Source organism: Amycolatopsis sp. cg9 (assembly GCF_041346945.1).
Lineage (GTDB): Bacteria > Actinomycetota > Actinomycetes > Mycobacteriales > Pseudonocardiaceae > Amycolatopsis.
This window is the reverse complement of sequence record NZ_CP166850.1, coordinates 5,851,842-5,872,667: the sequence shown is the minus strand read 5'-3', so window position 1 is coordinate 5,872,667 and position 20,826 is coordinate 5,851,842. Positions and strand designations below refer to the sequence as shown.

Annotated in this window: 22 protein-coding genes and 1 pseudogene; 14 read left to right on the top strand and 9 right to left on the bottom strand. The window is 73.9% G+C overall.

Annotated elements, in window-relative coordinates:
- The first annotated feature begins 37 nt into the window (after nt 1-37).
- From AB5J73_RS28030 to AB5J73_RS28010, 5 genes are all read left to right on the top strand, one after another.
- Entirely contained in the window at nt 38-826 is a 789-nt protein-coding gene (locus tag AB5J73_RS28030) for an alpha/beta fold hydrolase (protein WP_370961651.1), read from the top strand.
- Nucleotides 827-846: 20 nt separating this feature from the next.
- On the top strand, nt 847-1,602 hold the full coding sequence (locus tag AB5J73_RS28025; RefSeq protein ID WP_370961650.1) for an MBL fold metallo-hydrolase: 756 nt from the start codon (nt 847-849) through the stop codon (nt 1,600-1,602).
- Between the two features lie 114 nt (nt 1,603-1,716).
- On the top strand, nt 1,717-2,454 hold the full coding sequence (locus AB5J73_RS28020) for a dihydrofolate reductase family protein (protein WP_370961649.1): 738 nt from the start codon (nt 1,717-1,719) through the stop codon (nt 2,452-2,454).
- A 5-nt stretch (nt 2,455-2,459) separates the two neighbouring features.
- A complete protein-coding gene (locus tag AB5J73_RS28015; protein ID WP_370973364.1) occupies nt 2,460-2,813 on the top strand; it encodes a YciI family protein in 354 nt (117 codons plus the stop codon).
- Nucleotides 2,810-4,012 carry an RNA polymerase sigma factor gene (locus tag AB5J73_RS28010; protein ID WP_370961648.1) on the top strand — a complete coding sequence of 401 codons (1,203 nt, stop codon included), beginning with the start codon at nt 2,810-2,812 and terminating at the stop codon, nt 4,010-4,012. The genes AB5J73_RS28015 and AB5J73_RS28010 overlap by 4 nt, the downstream gene beginning before the upstream one ends.
- A gap of 4 nt (nt 4,013-4,016) precedes the next feature.
- On the opposite strand, the gene AB5J73_RS28005 is transcribed toward AB5J73_RS28010, so the two are convergent.
- Complete coding sequence (locus AB5J73_RS28005; protein ID WP_086862720.1) at nt 4,017-4,244, bottom strand: hypothetical protein; 228 nt, start codon at nt 4,242-4,244, stop codon at nt 4,017-4,019.
- A 276-nt stretch (nt 4,245-4,520) separates the two neighbouring features.
- Between AB5J73_RS28005 and AB5J73_RS28000 the strand changes: the two genes are divergently transcribed.
- The 5 genes and pseudogenes from AB5J73_RS28000 (at nt 4,521) to AB5J73_RS27980 (ending at nt 8,695) form a co-directional block, all read left to right on the top strand.
- Nucleotides 4,521-5,834, top strand: a complete 1,314-nt coding sequence (locus tag AB5J73_RS28000) for a tachylectin-related carbohydrate-binding protein (protein ID WP_370961647.1) — start codon at nt 4,521-4,523, stop codon at nt 5,832-5,834.
- Nucleotides 5,835-5,896: 62 nt separating this feature from the next.
- Complete coding sequence (locus AB5J73_RS27995; RefSeq protein ID WP_370961646.1) at nt 5,897-7,222, top strand: tachylectin-related carbohydrate-binding protein; 1,326 nt, start codon at nt 5,897-5,899, stop codon at nt 7,220-7,222.
- A 15-nt stretch (nt 7,223-7,237) separates the two neighbouring features.
- Nucleotides 7,238-7,405, top strand: coding sequence for a hypothetical protein (locus AB5J73_RS27990; protein ID WP_370961645.1), 168 nt, complete (start codon nt 7,238-7,240; stop codon nt 7,403-7,405).
- Between the two features lie 97 nt (nt 7,406-7,502).
- Nucleotides 7,503-7,658 carry a hypothetical protein gene (locus AB5J73_RS27985; RefSeq protein WP_370961644.1) on the top strand — a complete coding sequence of 52 codons (156 nt, stop codon included), beginning with the start codon at nt 7,503-7,505 and terminating at the stop codon, nt 7,656-7,658.
- 118 nt (nt 7,659-7,776) lie between these two features.
- Nucleotides 7,777-8,695: pseudogene (locus tag AB5J73_RS27980) on the top strand (IS481 family transposase).
- 4 nt (nt 8,696-8,699) lie between these two features.
- On the opposite strand, the gene AB5J73_RS27975 reads toward AB5J73_RS27980, so the two are convergent.
- From AB5J73_RS27975 to AB5J73_RS27960, 4 genes are all read right to left on the bottom strand, one after another.
- The gene (locus AB5J73_RS27975; protein WP_370961643.1) at nt 8,700-9,656 is read right to left on the bottom strand and encodes a LuxR C-terminal-related transcriptional regulator; all 957 of its coding nucleotides are present in this window, start codon (nt 9,654-9,656) and stop codon (nt 8,700-8,702) included.
- A gap of 188 nt (nt 9,657-9,844) precedes the next feature.
- On the bottom strand, nt 9,845-10,441 hold the full coding sequence (locus AB5J73_RS27970) for a hypothetical protein (RefSeq protein WP_370961642.1): 597 nt from the start codon (nt 10,439-10,441) through the stop codon (nt 9,845-9,847).
- Between the two features lie 88 nt (nt 10,442-10,529).
- Entirely contained in the window at nt 10,530-11,549 is a 1,020-nt protein-coding gene (locus AB5J73_RS27965; protein ID WP_370961641.1) for a nitroreductase, read from the bottom strand.
- 4 nt (nt 11,550-11,553) lie between these two features.
- The gene (locus AB5J73_RS27960; RefSeq protein ID WP_370961640.1) at nt 11,554-12,012 is read right to left on the bottom strand and encodes a DUF6292 family protein; all 459 of its coding nucleotides are present in this window, start codon (nt 12,010-12,012) and stop codon (nt 11,554-11,556) included.
- A 271-nt stretch (nt 12,013-12,283) separates the two neighbouring features.
- On the opposite strand from AB5J73_RS27960, the gene AB5J73_RS27955 reads away from it, so the two are divergent.
- Nucleotides 12,284-13,294, top strand: coding sequence for an NAD(P)H nitroreductase (locus AB5J73_RS27955; protein ID WP_370961639.1), 1,011 nt, complete (start codon nt 12,284-12,286; stop codon nt 13,292-13,294).
- A gap of 13 nt (nt 13,295-13,307) precedes the next feature.
- Nucleotides 13,308-13,550 carry an SHOCT domain-containing protein gene (locus AB5J73_RS27950; protein WP_370961638.1) on the top strand — a complete coding sequence of 81 codons (243 nt, stop codon included), beginning with the start codon at nt 13,308-13,310 and terminating at the stop codon, nt 13,548-13,550.
- Nucleotides 13,551-13,637: 87 nt separating this feature from the next.
- Here AB5J73_RS27950 and AB5J73_RS27945 read toward each other — a convergent pair whose 3' ends face one another.
- Nucleotides 13,638-14,123 carry a universal stress protein gene (locus AB5J73_RS27945; protein ID WP_370961637.1) on the bottom strand — a complete coding sequence of 162 codons (486 nt, stop codon included), beginning with the start codon at nt 14,121-14,123 and terminating at the stop codon, nt 13,638-13,640.
- A gap of 246 nt (nt 14,124-14,369) precedes the next feature.
- Here AB5J73_RS27945 and AB5J73_RS27940 point away from each other — a divergent pair, with 246 nt between their 5' ends.
- Entirely contained in the window at nt 14,370-14,963 is a 594-nt protein-coding gene (locus AB5J73_RS27940; RefSeq protein WP_370961636.1) for a hypothetical protein, read from the top strand.
- A 67-nt stretch (nt 14,964-15,030) separates the two neighbouring features.
- Nucleotides 15,031-16,068: a zinc-dependent alcohol dehydrogenase family protein gene (locus AB5J73_RS27935; RefSeq protein WP_370961635.1), complete on the top strand. Its 1,038-nt coding sequence runs from the start codon at nt 15,031-15,033 to the stop codon at nt 16,066-16,068.
- Nucleotides 16,069-16,126: 58 nt separating this feature from the next.
- On the opposite strand, the gene AB5J73_RS27930 is transcribed toward AB5J73_RS27935, so the two are convergent.
- The 3 genes from AB5J73_RS27930 to AB5J73_RS27920 form a co-directional block, all read right to left on the bottom strand.
- Nucleotides 16,127-16,855, bottom strand: coding sequence for a hypothetical protein (locus AB5J73_RS27930; protein ID WP_370961634.1), 729 nt, complete (start codon nt 16,853-16,855; stop codon nt 16,127-16,129).
- A gap of 75 nt (nt 16,856-16,930) precedes the next feature.
- Nucleotides 16,931-18,016, bottom strand: a complete 1,086-nt coding sequence (locus AB5J73_RS27925) for an acetate/propionate family kinase (RefSeq protein WP_370961633.1) — start codon at nt 18,014-18,016, stop codon at nt 16,931-16,933.
- 18 nt (nt 18,017-18,034) lie between these two features.
- Nucleotides 18,035-20,650, bottom strand: a complete 2,616-nt coding sequence (locus AB5J73_RS27920) for a GNAT family N-acetyltransferase (protein WP_370961632.1) — start codon at nt 20,648-20,650, stop codon at nt 18,035-18,037.
- Nucleotides 20,651-20,826: the final 176 nt, after the last annotated feature.

Sequence of the window (20,826 nt, the reverse complement as noted above, 5' to 3'; positions counted from 1 at the left end):
AGGTTCCTTAGGTAAGTCCCGAGACCGAGGAGCACCCATGACGACCCGCCCCCTCGCCGGCTCGCTCCGGCCCGCCCGCACCGAAACCCACGCGCTCGACCCGGCCGACGTGACCGTCCGGGACCTCGACCGCACCCGCCCGTACCTGCTCCTGCACGGCGGGGGCGGCGTCGCGACGATGACCGGCTTCGCCGACCTGCTCGCCGAACGCACCCACTCCCGGGTGCTGCTGCCCACCCACCCGGGCTTCGGCGGCACCCCCAAGGCCGGGGGCCTCACCGGCGTGCCCGCGCTGGCGCGGCTGTACGTCGCGCTGCTCGATCGGCTCGACCTCACGGACGTGACGGTGATCGGCAACTCCTTCGGCGGCTGGCTGGCCGCCGAAATGGCGCTGCTGAAGAGTCCCCGGGTCAGCGGCGCCGTGATCGTCGACGGGATCGGCATCGAGGTGGACGGTCACCCGCTGACCGACATCAGCGGCCTCTCCCCCGCCGAAATCCGGGCGCATTCCTTCCACGACCCGGGCAAGGCCCCCGTCCCGCCCGGCGCCGGCGGCCCCGGACCCAGCCCGGACGTGCGCGCCCTCGTCGGCTACACCGGCCCCGCGATGACGGACCCGACGCTCGCCGGGCGGCTCGGGGACCTCGAACTGCCGGTGCACGTCGTATGGGGCGAAAGCGACGGCATCGTCGACCCGGAGTACGGGAAGGCCTACGCCGCGGCGATCCCGCTGTCGCGGTTCACCCAGCTCCCCCGCACCGGCCACCTGCCGCAGCTCGAGACCCCCGAAGAGCTGCTGGGCGCGCTCCTCGACCTCGGCGACTGACAACCCCGGAAGGGAACACCATGAGCACCCCGCTGCGCGTCACCCGGATCGGGCACGCCTGCCAGCTGATCGAACTCGGCGGGCTCCGCGTCCTGACCGACCCGTGGTTCACCCAGACCGCGACCTACTACCCGGGCGAACCGCTCGCCTCGGCCGTCGGCGCGCTGGGCCGCGTCGACGCGGTCGTGGTCAGCCACGAGCACTACGACCACTGCGACCTCGACGCGCTGGTCACCGGCGGCTTCGACCTCGCCACCCCGCTGATCGGGCCCGGCACCGTCGCGGCCATCGCGCGGGACAAGGGTTTCCGCGACGTCCGGGTCGTCGAGGCGTGGGAGGCCACGACGATCGGCGACCTCACCGTGACGGCGGCACCGGGCAAGCACGGCGTCCACGAAGTCACCTTCGTCCTCCAGGCAGGCGAACGCACGGTCTTCTTCGGCGGCGACTCGCTGCGCGTCCCGGAGCTGGACACGATCCCGGACCGGTTCGGCCCCGTCGACCTGGCCATCCTGCCGACGAACGGCCTGTGCGTCCGGCCGATGAACGACCGGCAGGTGGTCATGGACGCCGAGGAAGCGGCCGGGCTGACGGCCGCGCTGAGGCCGGCCGTGGCCGTCCCGCACCACTACGCCTTCCACAGCGGACGGCTGGGCGACCGGATGATCACCCGGGGCGACCGGGACCCGCGGCACTACGCCGACGCCGTCGCGCGGCTCGCCCCGGGCGTCGACGTCCGCCTGGTCCTGCCCGGCACCCCGGTCGTGGTCCCGTGAGCCGGGGCACCCCGCTCGAATTCCTCCCCGGCGCGTGTCGAGAACGGCCGGCCGGCTCCGACTGAGGGGTACCGGCGGCCGGCCAGGCCGCCACCACGAGAGGGTGCGCGAGCGATGACCAAGGTGACCGCCCAGATGTCGGTGTCCCTAGACGGCTGCTACACCGGGCCCCGCGACACCCGGGAACCCGACGGCATGACCGGTTGGCTGCAAGGCCCCGAAGCGCCCGGGTTCTTCCGGGTCACCCGCTGGGCCGTCGACGCGATGGCCTGGCGCGAGCGGCAGGGCTTCGCCGGCGGTGAGCAGTCGATCGACTCGGAGATCGTCGCGGAGACGTTCGCGGCCGCCGGTGCCTACGTCATGGGCCGGCGCATGTTCGACGCCGGCGAGGTCCCCTGGGGCGAGGAGCCGCCGTTCCACGCCCCGGTGTTCGTCGTCACCCACCGTCCCCGGGCCGTGCTCGAACGCCGGGGCGGCACGTCCTTCACCTTCGTCACCGAAGGACCCGAGCGGGCCGTCGAGCTGGCCAGGGCCGCCGCCGGCGGCAAGGACGTCGCGGTGGCCGGCGGCGGGGAGCTCCTGCGCCAGGTGCTCACCGCCGGGCTGCTCGACCAGCTCGAGCTGCACATCGCCCCGGTGCTGCTGGGCGACGGCCAGCGCCTGTTCGACGCCGGTCTCGGCCTCGGCGCGGACGACGGCATCGAGCTGGTCCCGGGCCGGGTCGTCGAGTCGCCCGGGGTCACCCACATCCGCTATACCGTGACCGGGCGGTCGAAGCTGGTGCTGGACGATCGCGGCGCCAGTGGCGATCTGGTCGGACCGGCCCCGGCGGAGCGGAGGAGCGCGCGGTGAAGTACATGCTGCTGATCTACGGCAACGAAGAAGCCTTCAACTCGATCGGGGCGGAGGCCCTCGCCGAGCTCATCCGCGAGACCGATGCCCTCAACCAGGAGCTGTTCGAGTCCGGCGAGCTGGTCGGCGCCTACGGCGTCGCCGACGAGGTGAACACGAAGATGGTCCGGGTCACCGGCGGGACGCCGGTGGTGACCGACGGCCCCTACGCCGAGGCCAAGGAGTTCCTGGGCAGCTTCACGATCGTCGACTGCGACTCCCTGGAACGGGCGCTGGAGATCGCGGCTCGCAACCCCTCGGCGCGCCACTGGGGGATCGAGGTCCGGCCGCTCATGCACGAGGCGAACGTCGAGCCGTGACCGGCTGGCAGGCCGTGCGGCGCCTGGTGCCCGAGGTGCTCGGCGTGCTGGTGCGCCGCTACGGCCTCTTCGACGCCTGCGAAGACGCCGTCCAGGAAGCGCTGGTGGCGGCCAGCGCCCAGTGGCCGGTGGAGGGGTGGCCCGAGAACCCCCGGGCGTGGCTGGTGACGGTGGCGTCGCGCCGCCTCGCCGACCAGGTGCGCAGCGACGCCGCCCGGCGCCGGCGGGAGGAGGCCGATGCCCGCCGCACTCCCCCCGCCGGCGGCGAGGTGTACCCCGACGACACCCTCACGCTGCTGTTCCTGTGCTGCCACCCGGCGCTGACGCCCCCGTCGCAGATCGCGCTGACCCTGCGTGCCGTCGGCGGCCTGTCGACCGCCGAGATCGCCCGGGCCTTCCTCGTGCCCGAGGCGACCATGGCCCAGCGCATCAGCCGGGCGAAGCAGCGCATCAAGGCGGCCGGGGCCGGCTTCGCCCCGCCGCCGCCCGCCGAACGGGCGGCGCGGCTCGGCGTGGTGCTCCACGTGATCTACCTCGTCTTCAACGAGGGCTACACGGCCACGTCGGGGACGCGGCTGGTGCGGGCCGAGCTGACGGCCGAGGCGATCCGGCTGGCCCGCGAACTCCACCGGCTGGTCCCCGGCGACGGGGAGGTGGCCGGGCTGCTGGCCCTCCTGCTGCTGACCGACGCCCGCCGCCGGGCCCGCACGGCCCCGGACGGGTCGCTGGTCCCGCTGGGCGAGCAGGACCGGACGCGGTGGGACGCCGAAGCCATCGCCGAAGGCGTGGCCCTCGTGACCGGCGCCCTGCCGACCGGCCCGGTCGGCCCGTACCAGCTCCAGGCCGCCATCGCCGCCGTCCACGACGAGGCACCCACCGCCGAGGCCACCGACTGGCCGCAGATCCTGGCCCTCTACACCGTTCTCGAGCGCGTGGCCCCCAACCCGGCGGTCACGCTCAACCGGGCGGTCGCGGTGGCCGAGGTCCACGGCCCCGCGCCCGGGCTGGCGCTGCTCGGCACCCTCTCGGCCGACGAACGCGCCGCCGCTTCCCACCACCTCGTGTCCGTCCGCGCCCACCTGCTGGAAATGGCCGGCGACCACGACGCGGCGCGCGCCGGCTACCAGGAGGCGGCCCGGCGCACCACCAGCGAACCCGAGCGGCGCCACCTGCTCACCCGCGCCGCCCGCCTGGCCTGACGGTTCACCGCCGCGGCAACGCTTTGCGGGGCCGGGGAATCGCCTTCCGGCCCAGCTTCGGTTCGCCTTCGCCGAGCGTGAACCGCAGCGCGAGGTCGAACGCGTGCTCCAGCCGCGCCGCCTGCACCCGGACCACGTCGTCGTCGGCCGCCGACCGCGCGTCCGCCAGGCTGCGGCTGACGTTCGCGATCCGCCGGCGGGAGGCCGCTTCGAGCGCAGCCTGTTCTTCCATGACGAAAATCCTTTGGGTAACCGGAAAAGAACCGAGCGCGGCGACTCTAGCACTGCGCGTGACCGGGCTGCGCCGTCGGTCGGTACCGGTCGTCCACTTCGGACAGATCGGAGCCGGTCGCGCGCGGCACCGGATGAGCCGGCCCCTGTCCGGAAGCGGCCAATGGCCGGGTTCGCTCATGCGCCGCCGCGGAAATCCTTCGTAAGCTCTGCCCCGTCGAGCCGCCTTTCCCGGGGCCGCGGCCGACGCAATCTTCCATTCGACGAGGGGTTTCCCATGTTCAGAACCAGAGTGCGCGCCGCGGTGCTGGCGTTCCTCGTGCTGCTGAGCGGCCTGTCCACGGCCGCGCTGACCACCGCGCCCGCCTCCGCCGCCGCGTCGTGCGCCGGTGGGGTTTCGGTCTACGGCGTGCTGCCCGACGGCCGGCTCAGCTACACCACGATCGACCCGGACACCGGCGACATCACGCACGTCGTCGTCTCCACGCGGACGCTCGGATTCACCGCGAAAGCGCTGGCCACGCTCAACTTCAACACGCTGCTCGTGACCTCGACGGCCGGTGTCCTCTACCGCGTCGACGTCGTCACCAACAGCGGCAGCCTCACCTTCAACGACCCGATCGACGTCCAGCACGGCTGGACCCACAACCTGCTGTCCTACGACGGCCACGGTCACCTCTACGGCACGACCTCCGGTGGTTCGCTGCTGCAGTACCTCGTTTCCGCGCCCAAGCCCGGCGTGAACCAGATCGGGCAGCGCCGCGAAATCGGCAGCGGCGGGTTCGCGCTCAAGACCCTGGCCGCGGCCGGGGACGACCGGCTCATCGCGACCGCGTCCGACGGCCAGCTGATCAGCTACGCCGTTTCGCAGACCGGCACCACCTACACCCGCGGGCAGCTCGACGACGCCGGCTGGCAGAGCTTCGAAAACCTCGTCTCCCCCGGCGGCGGCCTGTACTACGGCAAGAACCCCGACGGCGCCATGTACTGGTACGAGGACGACGACCCGGCCGACGGCTCCGGCACGGACATCGCCTACCACCTGAACGACCCGGTCGCCTCGCGCGGCTGGACGCAGTACCTGCTCTCGGCCGACCCGGCCGGCTGCACCAGCACCACCCCGGTCAAGCCGCTGCGCTCGAAGATCGCCACCCTCGCCACCGGCGAAGTCGGCACCACCGAAGCGAACTGCGACAAGTACAACGACGGCTGCGACCACGGCGCGAACGACTGGTGCGCGATGTTCGCCACCTGGACCTGGGCGGCCGCCGGCGTGGCGAACGTGCCGCGCGGCACCTGGGTCGCCCGCGGTCTCGGCAAGTGGGGTGTCGACCACGACCTGTTCAAGTCCCGGACCGGCAGCTCGCACGGCAGCCCGAAGATCGGTGACTGGGTCATCTACGGCGCGCCGGACGGCAGCACGGGCGGCCACGTCGACGTGATCACCGCGGTGCACCCCGACGGCACGCTCACCGTCGTCGGCGGCAACGTCGGCAACAAGGTGACCCGGCGGGTGATCGACCCCGACACCGCCCGCTCCGGCGCGGACAACGTGCTGATCTCCGGCTACGTCTCCCCGCCCGGCGCCTGACCCCTTCCCCGGCGGTGCCGCGGCCCGGCCGCGGCACCGCCCCACCACCCTTGGAGTTCTCCATGCGCTTCACCACGAGATCGATCGCCGCGGGCCTCGCGGCACTGGCCGTCCTGACCGCGGGCGCCACCGCCGCGAGCGCCACCACCGAGTCCGACGCCATGGCCGCCCGGATGGAGCAGCTGGCGGCCTACGCGACCGCGGCCTGCGTCACCGGCGGCCCGACCGCGGCCGACACCGCCGCGGCCACCCGGCTCAACAACGTCCTGACCGGCACCCTGAAGGGGCACATGACGCCCTACCGGGTGTCCTGCGCCCGCGCCGTCATCAACGCCGTGCAGGCCCGCGGGCTGGACGAGCGCGCGGCCGTCATCGCGATCACCACCACGATCGTCGAGTCCCTGATCGAGAACATCAGCGAGAAGGTCGACCACACCAGCCTCGGCCTGTTCCAGCAGCTCGACTCCTGGGGCACCGAGGCGCAGCGGCTCAACCCGGCCTGGGCCACCAACGCGTTCCTGGACGTGATGACGGACTTCTACCCCGACGGCAGCTGGCGCACCGCCCCGATCGGCGACGTCTGCCAGCGGGTGCAGCGCTCCGCCTTCCCCGAGCGCTACCAGCCGCAGGCCGCCGACGCGCAGCGCATCGTCGACGAGCTGAGCAGCCCGGCCTCGACCACCGTGTCGGTGTACGGCGCGCTCGCCGACGGGCGGCTGACCTACAGCACCATCAACTCGCAGACCGGCGACCGCGCGAAGACCCTCGTCTCGACCGACAACCTCGGGTTCGCGCCCAAGGCGCTGGCCACGCTGAACTTCAACACCGTGCTCGCGACCTCGCCCGCCGGCGTGCTCTACCGCGTCGACGTCATCACGAACAACAACTCGCTGCAGTTCGGCACGCCGACCGCGCTCGGCGGCGGCTGGACCCACGACATGCTGACCTACGACGGCCACGGCCACCTCTACGGCATCGCCGGCAGCACCCTGATGTCCTACGTGGTCTCCCGGCCCAAGCCGGCGAGCACCCAGATCGGCCAGCGGGCCGTGATCGGCACCGGGTTCACCCTGCGCACCATCGCCGCCACCGGCGACGACTGGCTCATCGGCATCAGCACCACCGGCGTCCTGCGCTCGTACCACATCGCGGCCGACCACACCTGGACCGGCACGACGCTGGCGGACCGCTGGAGCACCTTCGACCAGATCGTGTCACCCGGCTACGGCCTGTACTACGGCCAGACCCGCGACGGCGCGCTGTACCGCTACCACGACCACAACCCGTTCGACTTCGACGGCTCGGACATCCAGGGGTTCGGCACCGACCCGGTCGACACCCAGGGCTGGACGCAGACGCTGCTCTCGGCCCAGCCGTTCGGCGCCTAGCCCGGCAGCTCCGGCATGGCTGACGAACCGGTCGCGCGCTGGTGGGGCGAGACGGGCGGCGGACCCCGTCCCGCCCCGCCGGGGTGGTGGCCCGAACCGGACACCCTGCACTGGGTGGGGAGCCCGGAGCCGGACGAGGAGCCGCCGGCCGGGCCCGGCCCGGACCCGGCGAGCCCCGCGTGACCGGATCCGGACAGTGGCCGGACTTGCTCTCCCGGCGTAAGACATCGCCGCCTAACTTGTCACTCATCAGAGAGATCGCTTTCGCGGGGAGGACGACATGATCAAGCGGATGGTGACCGGGGTGGTCGCGGCGGCGCTGGCGGCGCTCGCGTTCGGGGGCGTGGTGGCGCCGGAGGCTTCGGCCACGGGCAAGCCGCAGCCGAAGTGCGTGTGGATCTGGACCGAGGGCGAGCCGTGGTGCCACCTCGCCTAGCTGTTCTGTCCGGGGAGGTCGCGATCGTGGCGACACGTGATCGGATGATCTTGGATCGAGGGAGGGCCTCCGGGTTCGGTGTGGATTGCGACGTCTACACCGGGCAACGGAGGCCCTCGTGACCCACGCTAACGCACCCCTGACCCCGACCGGCAGACTGCGCCTGGCCCGCTGTGTCGTCGAGGACCAATGGCCGCTGCGGCGGGCCGCGCAACGGTTCCAGGTGTCGGTCACCACCGCCGCGCGGTGGACTGCCCGCTACCGCAACCACGGCGAGGCAGGGATGACCGACCGTTCCTCACAGCCCCAGGACCAGCCCGAACCGGACACCCACCCGCACCGAACGGCGAATCATCAAAGTCCGGGTCCTGCGCCGGTGGGGCCCGGCCCGCATCGCCTACCTGCTCGGCCTGAACCCCTCCACGGTGCACCGGGTCCTGACCCGCTACCGGCTGGCACGCCTGGTCCATCTCGATCGGGCCACCGGCCGGCCGGTCCGCCGCTACGAACACGCCGCCCCCGGTGACCTGGTCCACGTCGACATCAAAAAGCTCGACCGCGACCACGCCCGGCCCCGCAGGGCCGGTGGCCGCGCGAACCTGGGCTACAGCTACCTGCACAACGCCGTGGATGACCACTCCCGGCCGGCCTGCACCGAGATCCTGGCCGATGAGACCAAGGAAACCGCGGCCGCGTTCTGGGGCCGGACGCAGGCGTTCTTCACCGGCTGCGGGATCACCGTCGCGCGGGTGCTGACCGACAACGGCTCCTGCTACCGCTCACGCCTCTGGCGCGACACGCAGATCGCCCACCAACGCACCCGGCCTTACCGGCCGCAGACCAACGGCAAGGTCGAGCGGTTCACCCGGACTCTGCTCGAGGAATGGGCCTACAACCAGCCCTACCGCACCGAAACCGAACGCCGAGCAGCGTTACCGGGTTGGCTGCACACCTACAACCACCACCGAGGACACACCTCACTGGCTGGTAAACCACCTGTCAGCCGCGTCTTCAACCTCACAGGGCAATACACCTAGCCGGCTAAGCGAGCCAGCCGAGCCGGGTGGCCGCGTGGACCGCGGCCACCCGGTTGTCCGCCTGCAGGGCGTCGAGCAGGCCCTGGACGTGGCGGCGCACGGTCCGCTCGCTCACGTCGAGGTGGCGCGCGATGGCCCCGTCGGTCATCCCGGTGGCCAGCAGGTCGAGCACCTTGGCCTGGGTCGGGGTCAGCCCGTGGCGCTGCTGCCCGCCGCCGTCGCCGATCGGGACGGCTTGGCTCCACACCAGCTCGAACAGCATCCGCAGGCCGGCCACGATGGTCGGGCTGCGCACGAAGACCGCGCCCGCCATCCCGCTGGGATCGAGCGGCAGCAACGCCGAGTGCTGGTCGGCGATCACCATCTTCATCGGCAGCTCGGGCGCCACCCGCATGGTCCAGCCGGCGGCGATGCTGGCCTCGACGACGCCCTTCGCCCCCTCGAACTCCAGCGCGGCGCGCTCGTAGACGTTGCGCAGCCGCACCCCGCGCTCGGTCACCGCCTCGGGCAGGGCCATCACGGTGTTCGCGTCGGGTTTGCGCTTGAAGTGCCGCGTCGTGAAGGTGAGGAACTCCGCCTTCGCCGACAGGCACAACTCGAGCGACAGGGCGCCGATCCGCTGCGGGTCGGACAGCACCTCGACGGCCGCGTCGCTGCCGCCGCCGTAGGTCGCCCGGTAGACGGTCTGGAGCAGGTCGAGCTGCTGGCGCGCCGCGACGATCTGGCGCTGCTGCTCGACCAGCCGCTGCTGCGCGCCGAGGATCGCGTGGTCGACGGCCCGCACCGGCTCCATCGGCGCCAGCACCGGGTCCTCGCGGAAGTCGCGCCGCACGAACCCGCGGTCGATCAGCTCCTGCATCTCCGGCCCGGCGGCCCGCGGATCGTCCAGCGGCACCGGCCCGGACCGCACCATCGCGTCGTACAGCGCTCCCGCGTCGGCCGACAACAGCCCTTCCAGCATCCCCACACCCTCCGGCCCCCATGGTAAGGCACTTCGATCTTCGGAGCGGGTGCGAGCATCGGGGCTGCGGAAGCTCCACCCGGCGGCCGCCGGCAGCGCGGACGGTGCACGGCGACCACGCGACCGGGTCGCGGCGGGTTGAGGGACCGGCCGGAACGTCACCCGGTCGGCCCCTTCCCGGCCGCCGCTCAGGAACCGGCGGGCCGGGCCTGCACGGCGAACCACTCCCGCTGCCACTGGGCGAAGCGGTACCGGTCCAGCAGGAAGACCACGACGCGGTAGAGCACGACGAGCCCGGACGTCACGGCCACCCAGAAGGTCAGCGCGGCGATCGGGGCCCCGACCACCGCGGCGGCCGCGGTCAGGGGGCGCTCGGTCGGCGTGCCGGTCGCGTCCAGCCAGACCTCGGCCTGCCGGCCCGCGACCGCGCCCGCTGCCGCGAGCACCTCGCCGGCGCGGTCCTGCCCGTCCCGGGTCCGCCAGGTCGCCGGCGTCGGGCCCGTCTCGGCGGACGTCCCGCCGTGGCCGGTCACCGGGGGCCGGGGGGCGTCGGCCAGCAGGGTCGCCTGCACGACGTAGCGGCCGGCGGTCTGTTCGGCGGACTTCGCCGCCTCCACCCGGTAGACGCCGATGCCGAGCAGCACCGCGCCGGCGGCCGCCGTCAGCGACAGGAAGATCACGAGCGCCAGGAGCCGGGCCTGGAGCCGGTCCGACGGGCGTGCGAGCGCGGTGCGGCCGGGCCGGAGGCTGTGCCGCAGCCTGGTCAACGGCGTCCTGGTGTCCATCGCTCCCGCCTTCCGGATCGCTCGGAACCAGCCATCCGGTCCCCGGTCCAGTCGACCCGTGCTCCGCGAGCGGGAGCAGGGCCGGAAGTCACCGCCCCGGCGCCGAAGGGTCGTGGTGGGCCGCCGGGCGCAGGACCTCTTCCGCCGCCCGGCGCGGGGCGGGCGGGATCACCTCGGCCGCGTAGCCGATCCGCAGGAGCGCCTGGGGGAACCCGGTGAGCCCGAGGTCCTCGCACAGCGCGGACCGCACCGGTTCCAGGTGCAGCGGCTGCGTCAGCACCGCGGCCGCCAGGCCGAGGCCGACCGCCGCGAGCCAGGCCCGTTCCAGCGCGTAGCCGGCGCGGACGTGGTCGAGGCGGGTGTCGTCGGCGGTGACGAAGAGCAGCAGCGTTTCGCCGGAGAGCCGGTGTGCGAGCTCGGCCCGCGCCGGGACCTCGGTCGCCCGGCGGACGAGGCCCGCCCACGGCACCGAGCCGGCCGGGATGCGGCCGGCGGCGAGCCCGACGCCGTGGCGGTGGCTGCTTTCGTCGCGGATCGTCCACAGGGAAAGTTCCCGCTGGTAGCCGCTGTCCCGCCGGAAGCTCTCCGCGGCGTGGTGCAGCAGCCGGGCGACGACGGCGATCTCCCGGCCGGCCCGCACCGGGCGCGCCTCGACGCCCGGCGCCCCGCCCGCCCCGGCGATCTCGCGCACCACCGGACCCGGCACGGCCACCCCTTCGAACGGCGCGCGGTGGCTGACCCGGTGGGTGATCGCGCCGAAGCGGCGCAGCTCCTCGGTCGCCGGCGCTTCGGGGCCGCCGACGGCGAGCCGGGCGACCAGGTCCGGCTGCCCGTGTTCGGGGAGGAACGCGGCGGCGCACGAGCGGCCGAGGGCGCGGGCAGCCAGCTCGAGGTTGGCCACCGCGGCACCGCAGGAGGCCGCGCGGTCGCGTCCGTGCGGGTCGTGGTGCGGGAGCACGGGTTCGGCGCGTTCGCGCACCGAGAGCGCGCCCGGTGCGACCTCCAGCAGCCACGGCTGGGTGTTGTGCACCGACGGCGCGCGCGTCATCGCCCGGACCAGCACCTGCGTCTCGGCCGGCGTCCACGCCTGGTGCTCCGCAGCGGACATCCGATCAGCCCGCCTCGGCGAGGAACGGCGCCGTGGTCCACGCGCCGCGGCGGTGGCGCAGCAACCGGGCCGGCAGGTCGCCGCGGTCAGCACCCAGGTCGGGCGGGACGGCCTCGCCGGACGCGCCGCCGGCGGCCCGGATCGCCGCGACGAACCCGCGGACGCGCGCCGGGGCGGGCACGAGCTCGTCCCCGAGGTACGCGAGCACCAGCAGGTCCTCCCCGGAGTGGGTCTCCATGGCGAGCGCCCAGCCGTGGCGTTCGTCCCACAGCAGCGCCGTGTCCCGGCCGGGGTGGCCGGGCAGCCGCAGGTCGAGCGCGACGTACGCCGACGCGGGGTCGTCGAGGTCCACCGTGCAGGACTCCGCGCCCACGCCGACCGCGGCGCTCACGGCCGCCAGGTAGCCGGTCAGGCCGCTCCGCAGGCCGTGGTCACGGTCGATACCGGTCAGCAGGGGAATCACCCTCCATCGCCTCGGGTGGCGCGCCGGCCACTGCGGACCGGCGCTCGTCGGGTCCCGACGGTACGGGCGCGCGGCCCGCGCCGGATGGCGTCGTTCGGCACTGGCGGCAGGGACTTTCGTCACCAGCGCCCGAGGTGTCCGGCGAGGCACACGCGCGCGGTGCCGGCGCACCGAAAGTCCCCGCGGCAAAGGCACTCCGGCCCTCTCCCGGTCCGGGACCGGCGTGCGACCGTCGGACCGCCAGCAGAACCCGACCCGAGGCAGGCCGACGATGGACCGAGGATTCCCGGACGAATTCACCGTGCGGACCGCGGTGGCCATGGCGCTGCGCGCGCCGTCGGTGCACAACTCCCAGCCGTGGTGCTGGCGGATCGGCCACAGCTCCCTGCACCTGTACGCGGACCACGACCGCCGGCTGCCCGAAACCGACCCGGACGGCCGGGACCTGCTGCTGAGCTGCGGCGCGGCCCTGCACCACCTCCGGATCGGCTTCGCCGCCCTCGGCTGGGCCGCGGCGGTGCACCGGCTGCCGAACCCGGCCGAGCCCGGGCACCTCGCGGCCGTGAAGCTGCACCGGCACGAGCCGTCGCAGGACGAGATCGCCATGGCCGCGGCCATCCCGCGGCGACGCACCGACCGGCGACGGCACAGCTCGTGGACCGTGCCGCGCGGGCACGTCGAAGCGCTGGCGAAGGCCGCCGCGCTGGAGGGGACCGTGCTGCAGGTCGCCGAGAACTCGGGGCGCCACCACCTGGCGACCGCGATCGAGGAAGCGTCGCGGCGCCACGCCGCCGATCCCGCCTACCGCACCGAACTCGCGGCCTGGAGCGGCCGCCACGTCTCGCCCGACGGCGTCCCGTCCCGCAACACCCCGGCCCCGGACGACACCCCGGGCGTCCTGCGCGCCCGCCCGTTCGCCGACCCGCTCCTGACCCAGCCGCCCGACGCCAAGGCCGAGGACGACGAGACCGTGCTGCTGGTGCTGAGCACCGCCTCCGACGACCGGATGTCGCGCCTGCGCGCCGGTGAGGCGACCAGCGCCGTGCTGCTGACGGCGAACGCCTTCGGCCTGGCGTCGTGCCCCTTGACCGAGCCACTGGAGCTGCCCGACGTCCGCGAAACCGTGACCGAGCGGGTCACCGGCGGCTCGTTCCCGCAGATGGTGCTGCGCGTCGGCTGGGCGCCCGCCAACGCCGACCCGCTGCCCGCCACCCCGCGGCGCGGTCTCGCCGACGTGCTGCAGCCCCTCGAAGCTCCCCCGAAGCACTTCCAGGCCCACTAGGAAAGGAGCCGTCATGCCGTATTGGTGGCACCACACCGGATCCATGGGCTGGGCCGGTGGCATCGGCATGCTCGTGCTGATGACGCTGGTGCTGGCCGCGGTCGTCAGCCTGACCGTCGTCCTGGCCCGGCGGGGCCCGCAGCCCCCGGGCGGCCACGGGAACGCCCGCCGGATCCTCGACGAGCGGTTCGCCCGCGGCGAGATCGACGAGGCGGAGTACGAACGCCGCCGCGACGCCCTCACGAAGACGAGATGACGGTGCGCGGGCGGGCGATCCCCGCCCGCCCGCCGCCGAGGTACGCCCGGAGGAGATCGATAGTCCACAATGGACAAACGGCCCGGGTCAAGCCAGCTCGGCGAGCCGACGGCCCAGCGGGCTTTCCGGGGAACGCGCGGGCGGCGGGATCACCACCACCGGGCAGGTCGCCCGGCGCAGGCACGCGCTGCTCACCGAACCGGCGAGGACCTCGCGCAGCTTGCCCTTGCCGTGGCTGCCGACCACCAGCATCGTCGCGTCCTTCGCGCGCTCGACCAGGATGTCGGCGGGCTCGCCGTCCGGGGCCGCGCACCGCGCGACCACCCCGGCGTGGTGCTGCAGCGCCGCCGTGACGAGTGCCTCCAGCTCGTGGCGGTGCGCGATCCGCGCCTCTTCGACGGTCCGGCCCACCGAGAGGTCGTCGAGCATCACGTCGTGCCGCCAGACCGTCACGACGTCCAGTTCCGCGCCGCTCGTCTCCGCTTCCCCCACCGCCCAGACGAGGGCCGCCGCGCCGGTTTCCGATCCGTCGACGCCGACCACGATCCGGCCGTTCGCGGTTGTTCCCGTCATCACCGCTCCTTCCGCACCCACCAGAGGTCTCTTCGCTCCAGGTAACGCTTTCCGCTTCTCGCGCGAAGCAGTCGTTCTGCCCGAACCGCGAGGCTTCCGCCTCCCCCGTGCGAGGACTTCGGTCCTTTCCGGGCGGTCCCCGGCAACCGGCGCCCAAGGGCCTCCCCGCCGGTGACCTTCGGCCCCAGAGACCGGCCGGGCACCGGAACAAACTGACCGCAGCACCGAAAGAACGGAGGTTTCCCCATGTCCATCCGACCGGATGAGAAGAACACCCCGGTTCACCGGGCCACCGAACCGAAGCCGATCCCCGAGTTCACCACCGGCCCCACGGTCGCCGGGAAGTCGCTGGCCGTCCTGCGGGTCGCCACCGGGTTCATCTTCCTGTGGGCGTTCCTGGACAAGCTGTTCGGCCTCGGCTACGCCACTCCCGCGAAGGGCGCCTGGCTCAGCGGCGGCTCGCCGACCAAGGGCTTCCTGAGCAACGTCCACGCCGGCCCGTTCGAGTCGATGTTCCACACCTGGGCCGGCACCTGGTGGGCCGACTGGCTGTTCATGCTCGGCCTGGGCGCCATCGGCATCGCCGTGATCGCCGGGGTCGGGCTGCGGCTGAGCGCCATCGCCGGCTCGCTGATGATGCTCATGATGTGGGCCGCCGAATGGCCGCTCGCGCAGAGCATGAGCACCGGCGAAGCGACGCACTCCACCAACCCGATCATCGACTACCACATCATCTACGCGCTGGTCCTCATCGCGCTCGCCGCCGCCTCGGCGGGGCACACCTGGGGACTCGGCCGCCGCTGGGCCGACGCCGTCGGTGACCGCGCGTGGCTGCGCTGAAAGCGATCCCCCACCCAGGGCGCCCGCCGGCCGGCGGGCGCCCGTTCCCCTGCCGGAAGGACGAAAGATGAAGGCACTCGTGTACGACGGCCCCGGCCGGCGCAGCTGGACCGACCACGCCGAACCCCAGCTCGCCGCGCCCACCGACGCGGTCGTGCGGGTCGACGCGGTCACCATCTGCGGCACCGATCTGCACATCCTCAAGGGCGACGTGCCCGAGGTCGAGCGCGGCCGGGTCCTCGGTCACGAAGCGGTCGGCACGATCGTCGAGACCGGGTCCGCCGTGACCGGCGTCAAGACCGGCGACAAGGTGCTGGTGTCGTGCATTTCCGCGTGCGGCCGCTGCGCGTACTGCCGGGTCGCGGCCTACGGCCAGTGCCTCGGCGGCGGTGGCTGGATCCTCGGGCACACGACCGACGGCGTCCAGGCCGAGTACGCGCGCGTGCCGTTCGCCGACACGTCGACGTACGTGCTGCCCGCCGGGGTGAGCGACGAGTCGGCGCTGATGCTGGCCGACATCGTGCCGACGTCCTACGAGGTCGGCGTCCGCAACGGCGGGGTCAAGCCCGGTGACACGGTGGTGATCGTCGGGGCCGGGCCGATCGGGCTCGCCGCGATCACGAACGCCCAGCTGTTCTCCCCCGGGACCGTCATCGTGGTCGACAAGGAACCGGCCCGCCTCGACGCGGCGAAGTCGTTCGGCGCCGACCTGATGGTGCGGCCGGAGGACGCGGCGGCGACGGTGGCGGAGGCGAGCGGCGGGCTCGGCGCGGACGTCGCGATCGAGGCGGTCGGGGTCCCGGAGACGTTCGAACTGTGCGCGAAGCTGATCCGCCCCGGCGGGCACGTCGCGAACGTCGGCGTGCACGGCGCACCGGCCACGCTGCACCTCGAGGAGCTGTGGATCAAGAACGTCACGATCACGACGGGCCTGGTCGACACCTCCAGCACGCCGATGCTGCTGCGGATGCTCGCGGCGGGCCGGCTGGACACGAGCCGCTTCATCACCCACCGCTTCGGGCTCGACGAGATGGACGAGGCCTACGACGTCTTCGCCCACCCGCAGGACAGCAACGCGCTGAAGGTCGCGCTGTTCCGCGGCTGAGCCGGCACCGCACGGCGGCCACCGTCCATTCCGGACGGTGGCCGCGGCCGGGTGGCCGTCACGCCCGCCGCCGGTTCGGGGTGGCGAGGCCGACCAGCAGCAGCCCTTGCGGGACTCCCCGCAGCACTTCGGCGTGGCGGGCCCGCTCGGCGGCCGCCAGGGAGATCAGCGGAACCCGCTCGGACGCGAACCCGCGCACCGCCGCGGCGAGCCGGGTCGCGTGGAGCGCGGCGCCGGCGAGGACGTGGTGGCGGCGGGTGTCGCCCGGGGTGGTGACGAGGAGGGCCGACCGGCCGGTGAGGTCGGCGCCGAGCCGCTTGAGCGTCGAAGCCCAGCCGGGGCGGACGAGCCGGACGTCGGTGTCCGGCCAGAAGTCGTCGGCGGCCAGCGCGCTGAGCACGGCGAGGCTGACCGGCCGCGACACCGTGCCGCGTCCCGGTTCCGCCGGCTCGCGCAGCGCGAGGTAGCGCGCCCATTCCCCGGCCGTCGGGCCGCGCGGGCCGCCGATCCGGACGACGGCGGCGATGTCCGGCCGTCCGGGGTCCCGCGGGAAGGCCACGACCGGGTCGCGGCCCAGCACCCGCAGGACGGTCCAGACGGTCGACAGCGCCGCGCCGCATTCGAGCAGGGCAGCGTTGCCCGCCCGCTCCCGCCGGGTGAGCGGCTCGGTCAGCACGACTTCCTCCGGCGTGACCTCCGCGACGCACCGGTTCGGGCCCAGCCGCGCCAGCGCGTCACCGAGGACGGCCCGGGCGGAGGCGTCCCAGCGGAAGCCGAGCCCGGTCATCCGCCCGGCTGTCCCGCGGCGGCCCGGCAGGCGGCGTCGCCGAAGGACGCTTCGGTCGGCAAGACGGGCACGGGGTCACCTCACGGTCTCTCGGGCGAGCGCCGCTTCGGCGCCGCGGGCCAGTTCCAGGTCCTCCCGGGGCGCCACGATCAGCGCGGGCACCGGTGAGCCGGCCCCGGTGACGATCCGGTCGACCTCGGTGTGGGGCACCTTCCCGGCCCGCAGGCCGAGCACCCCGAGCCCGTCGATGACGGACGTGATCAGCTCCGGCTGGTGCTCGGCCACCCCGCCGGTGAACACGACCGCGTCCAGCCGGGACAAGCTCGCCGCCGCCGCGCCGATCTCCCGCCGCAGCCGGTGCCGGTAGACGTCGAGGGCGACCGCGGCGTCGTGCTCGCCGCGCGCGGCGGCCGCGAGGACCCGCCGCAGATCGCCGTTCGTGCCGGTCATCCCCGCCAGCCCCGAGCGGTGGAACAAGGCGTCGGCCATCTCCGCCGCGGTCATCGGCGCCGTCTGCATCACGTGCAGCAGCAGGCCGGGGTCGATCGAACCGGACCGCGTCGCCATCATGGCGCCCTCGAGCGGGGTGAAGCCCATGCTGGTGTCGACGCCGTGGCCGTCGCGGATCGCCGTCACCGACACCCCGGCCCCGACGTGGGCACACACCAGCTGCAGGCCGTCCGGCGCCCGGTTCAGCAGTTCACCGGTGCGGTGCAAGGCGTACTGGCAGGAGAGGCCGTGGAACCCGTAGCGGCGCAGGCGGTTCTGCGCGGTCCACGCGCGCGGCAGCGGGTAGCGCGCGGCGGCTTCGGGCATCCGGGCGTGGAACGCGGTGTCGAAGCAGGCCACCACCGGGACGTCCGGCAGGAGGCGGCGGACTTCCCCGGTCACCTCGAGCGACAGCGGCTGGTGGTTGGGCGCCAGGGAAGTGAGCCGCCCGAGGTTGGCGAGCAGCGCGTCGTCGACGCACACCGGGGCCGTCTGCGACCCGCCGTGGACGAACCGCACCGCTACGGCGTCCACTTCGGACCACCGGCGGATCGCCTGCCCGACCACGGCGGGGTCGGCCAGGTCCCAGGCGGCCCAGCCGACCGCCACGCCGTCGGCGACCAGCGACACCTTCACGCTCGACGAACCCGGGTTCACCGTCAGCACGCGCACGCTTCTCTCCTCTCCGGCTCAGTCCCGCAACCCGCGCAAGAACGGATCCGGCGCGGTGAGCCGCTCCAGCCGGGCGCGGACGTCGAGCGCCACGCAGCCGTCGGACCGCACGCGGACCGGGTTGAGGTCCAGTTCGGCCAGCTCCGGGACCAGCTCGGCCAGCCGGCTGACGTTCAGCAGCAGCTCGCGCACGGCGGCCCGGTCGAGTTTCCCGCTCCCCCACAGCGTTTTCGACGCGCGCAGGCCGTCGAGCAGCAGGTCCGCGTCGGCGCCGGTGAGCGGCGCGAGCCGGGCGGCGTGGTCGGCGATCAGGTCGGTGTCGACACCGCCGACGCCGAACACGACCAGCGGCCCGAACACCGGGTCCGAGCGCACCCCGACCAGCAGTTCCCGGCCGGGTTCGGCCATCGGCTGCACCGTGACCCCGCGCAGGGCCGAGCCGAAGCGGGACCGCAGGGTCCGGAACGCCTCCAGGATCCGGTCGGCGCCGTGCACGTCGAGCAGCACTCCGCCACCGGCGGTCTTGTGCAGCAGGCCGTCGGCGTCGGCCTTCAGCACGACCGGCGACCCGAGGTCGGCGGCCGCGGCGGCCATCGAGTCGCCGGCTTCGACGTAGTGGGTCTCCACCATCGGGATCCCGGCCAGGCGCAGCAGCTCGACCGCGTCCGCGGGCGGCAGCCAGCCTTCGCGCCCGGCGGCGAACGCGCGCAGGGCGTCCGGGTCCGCCGGCGGGGCGGCCGGGTCGCCGGCCTCGGGCCGGTTCAGCCACTCCTCGTACCGGACGAGCCGGGCCAGCACCGCGGCCGCCGCGGCCGGGTCGTCGTAGCAGGCGGTCACCCCGGACCCGGGCACCAGCGGTGCCACGCGGGCCCGCTGCCCGGGCCGGACGGCGAAGACGGTCTTGTACTCCGGCGGCAGGACTCCGGCCAGCGACGTGCCCGGGTCGCCGACCGCGGTCGGGACGGTCGCCGCGATGATCGCGTCCACGCCGTCGTCGGCGAGGACCGCGCGCAGCGCGTCGGCGAACACCGCCGGCGGGACGGCCGCGGTCGTGTCGACCGGGTTGCGCACCGCGGCCTCGGCCGGGAGCACCTTCGCGAGCCGGTTCCGGGTCTCCTCGGACAGCTCCGCCATCACCAGGCCTTCCCGCTCGCAGGCGTCGGCGGCCAGCACCCCGGCGCCACCGGCGTTGCTGACCACGGCCACCCGGCGCCCGCCCGGCAGCAGCTGCCAGGACAGCCCGGCGATGACGTCGACCAGCTCCGCCACGGTGTCGACGGCGATGACCCCGGCCTGCTCGAAGAGCGCGTCCCGGGTGACCGCCGGGGTCGCGGCGGCGGCGGTGTGCGACGCGGCCGCGCGCTGGGCGGTGTCCCCGCTGCCGGAGCGGACGGCGAGCACCGGGCGGGTGCGGGCGAGCCCCCGGGCCAGCCGGCCGAACTTGCGGGGGTTGCCGAAGGACTCCAGGTAGAGCACCACCAGCTCGGTGCGGAGGTCGGCGGTCCACCACATCAGCAGGTCGTTGCCGCTGACGTCGTACTTGTCCCCCGTCGAGACCAGCGTCGACATGCCGAGACCGAGGTCGCCGAGGGATTCGGCGAGGGCGATGCCGACCCCGCCGGACTGCGTGACGACCCCGATGTTGCCGGGCTTCACGCCGGCGGCCAGGAAGGTCAGGTCGAAGGGGCACGCCGGATCCGTGGACAGGACGCCGAGGCAGTTCGGGCCGACCAGCCGCAGGCCGTACTCGCGCACCGCCGCGCGGACCCGGTCGCCGTGCTCGGTACCGGTCAGCCCCGAGGAGATGACGACGACCGCCCGGACCCCGCGCCTGCCGCACTCTTCGACCGCGGCGGCCGCGGCGGCCGCGGGCAGGCAGACCACGGCGAGCTCGGGCGTCCGGCTCAGCGCCGCGACGGAAGGCACGCACGGCACGCCGAGGATCGCGCGGGCGTGCGGGTTCACCACCTCGACCGGACCCCGGTAGCCGGACGAGGCCAGGTTGGCCAGCACCGCGTGCCCCACCGAGCCGGGGCGGCGGCCGGCGCCGATCACCGCGATCGAGGACGGCTTGAACAAGTGCGCCAAGCTCGCCGCGTCGGCGATCGAGTCGCGCTTCAGCACCGCGTCCAGGTACGCGGAGTCCTCGTCGAGCGTCATCACGACGTCGCGCTCGGGACCGCCGATGGTCGCCTCGAAGCTGAGCCCGAGGTCCTTGAAGACGTTGAGCACCTTGGCGTTTTCGGCGAGCACCTCGGCGAGGAACCGGCGCAGGCCGGTCTTCCGGGCGTGGGAGACGAGGTGTTCCATCAGCAGGGTCGCCACGCCCTGGGTCCGCATCTTCGCGTCCACGACGAGCGCGACTTCGGCGTCGGCCGAGTCGGCCAGCACTTCGTAGTTGGCGACGCCGACGAGCTCGCCGCGCGAGTAGCAGCCCACGGCGTAGTGGCCGGGGCCCGGGTCGGCGGCGATCCCGGCGGCCAGCTTCTCCAGCCCGGACGGGGCGCCGAAGAACCGGAAGTAGGTGTCTTGCCGGGTCAGCCTGGTGTGCAGGGCGAGCACCTCGGCGGTGTCGGCCGGGCGCAACGGGCGCACGAGCACCACGTCACCGCCGGCGAGCAGGGCCCGGGCCATCGTTTCTCCTCAGGCGTGGGGGTGCGTCACCGGCCTTCGTGACCTGGATCCGACGTGCTGGGCGCACGGGCGCTCCGAAACCGGCTCTGCGCGGCGATGGACCGCCGCGGGACAAGGAGACCGCAGGACCGGGGTGCGGCGACGCGGCCGGATTGCCCGAACCGCGAGGACCTTCG

Bases quoted from the DNA above. Each gene is read 5' to 3' on its own strand.
- AB5J73_RS28030 (WP_370961651.1), top strand. From the start codon at position 38: ATGACGACCCGCCCCCTCGCCGGCTCGCTCCGGCCCGCCCGCACCGAA.
- AB5J73_RS27945 (WP_370961637.1), bottom strand. From the start codon at position 14,123: ATGACGGGAACAACCGCGAACGGCCGGATCGTGGTCGGCGTCGACGGA.
- AB5J73_RS28005 (WP_086862720.1), bottom strand. From the start codon at position 4,244: ATGGAAGAACAGGCTGCGCTCGAAGCGGCCTCCCGCCGGCGGATCGCG.
- AB5J73_RS27930 (WP_370961634.1), bottom strand. From the start codon at position 16,855: ATGACCGGGCTCGGCTTCCGCTGGGACGCCTCCGCCCGGGCCGTCCTC.
- AB5J73_RS27975 (WP_370961643.1), bottom strand. From the start codon at position 9,656: ATGCTGGAAGGGCTGTTGTCGGCCGACGCGGGAGCGCTGTACGACGCG.
- AB5J73_RS28020 (WP_370961649.1), top strand. From the start codon at position 1,717: ATGACCAAGGTGACCGCCCAGATGTCGGTGTCCCTAGACGGCTGCTAC.
- AB5J73_RS27920 (WP_370961632.1), bottom strand. From the start codon at position 20,650: ATGGCCCGGGCCCTGCTCGCCGGCGGTGACGTGGTGCTCGTGCGCCCG.
- AB5J73_RS27955 (WP_370961639.1), top strand. From the start codon at position 12,284: ATGGACCGAGGATTCCCGGACGAATTCACCGTGCGGACCGCGGTGGCC.
- AB5J73_RS27935 (WP_370961635.1), top strand. From the start codon at position 15,031: ATGAAGGCACTCGTGTACGACGGCCCCGGCCGGCGCAGCTGGACCGAC.
- AB5J73_RS28000 (WP_370961647.1), top strand. From the start codon at position 4,521: ATGTTCAGAACCAGAGTGCGCGCCGCGGTGCTGGCGTTCCTCGTGCTG.
- AB5J73_RS27970 (WP_370961642.1), bottom strand. From the start codon at position 10,441: ATGGACACCAGGACGCCGTTGACCAGGCTGCGGCACAGCCTCCGGCCC.
- AB5J73_RS27965 (WP_370961641.1), bottom strand. From the start codon at position 11,549: ATGTCCGCTGCGGAGCACCAGGCGTGGACGCCGGCCGAGACGCAGGTG.
- AB5J73_RS27950 (WP_370961638.1), top strand. From the start codon at position 13,308: ATGCCGTATTGGTGGCACCACACCGGATCCATGGGCTGGGCCGGTGGC.
- AB5J73_RS28025 (WP_370961650.1), top strand. From the start codon at position 847: ATGAGCACCCCGCTGCGCGTCACCCGGATCGGGCACGCCTGCCAGCTG.
- AB5J73_RS27995 (WP_370961646.1), top strand. From the start codon at position 5,897: ATGCGCTTCACCACGAGATCGATCGCCGCGGGCCTCGCGGCACTGGCC.
- AB5J73_RS27940 (WP_370961636.1), top strand. From the start codon at position 14,370: ATGTCCATCCGACCGGATGAGAAGAACACCCCGGTTCACCGGGCCACC.
- AB5J73_RS27990 (WP_370961645.1), top strand. From the start codon at position 7,238: ATGGCTGACGAACCGGTCGCGCGCTGGTGGGGCGAGACGGGCGGCGGA.
- AB5J73_RS28015 (WP_370973364.1), top strand. From the start codon at position 2,460: ATGCTGCTGATCTACGGCAACGAAGAAGCCTTCAACTCGATCGGGGCG.
- AB5J73_RS27985 (WP_370961644.1), top strand. From the start codon at position 7,503: ATGATCAAGCGGATGGTGACCGGGGTGGTCGCGGCGGCGCTGGCGGCG.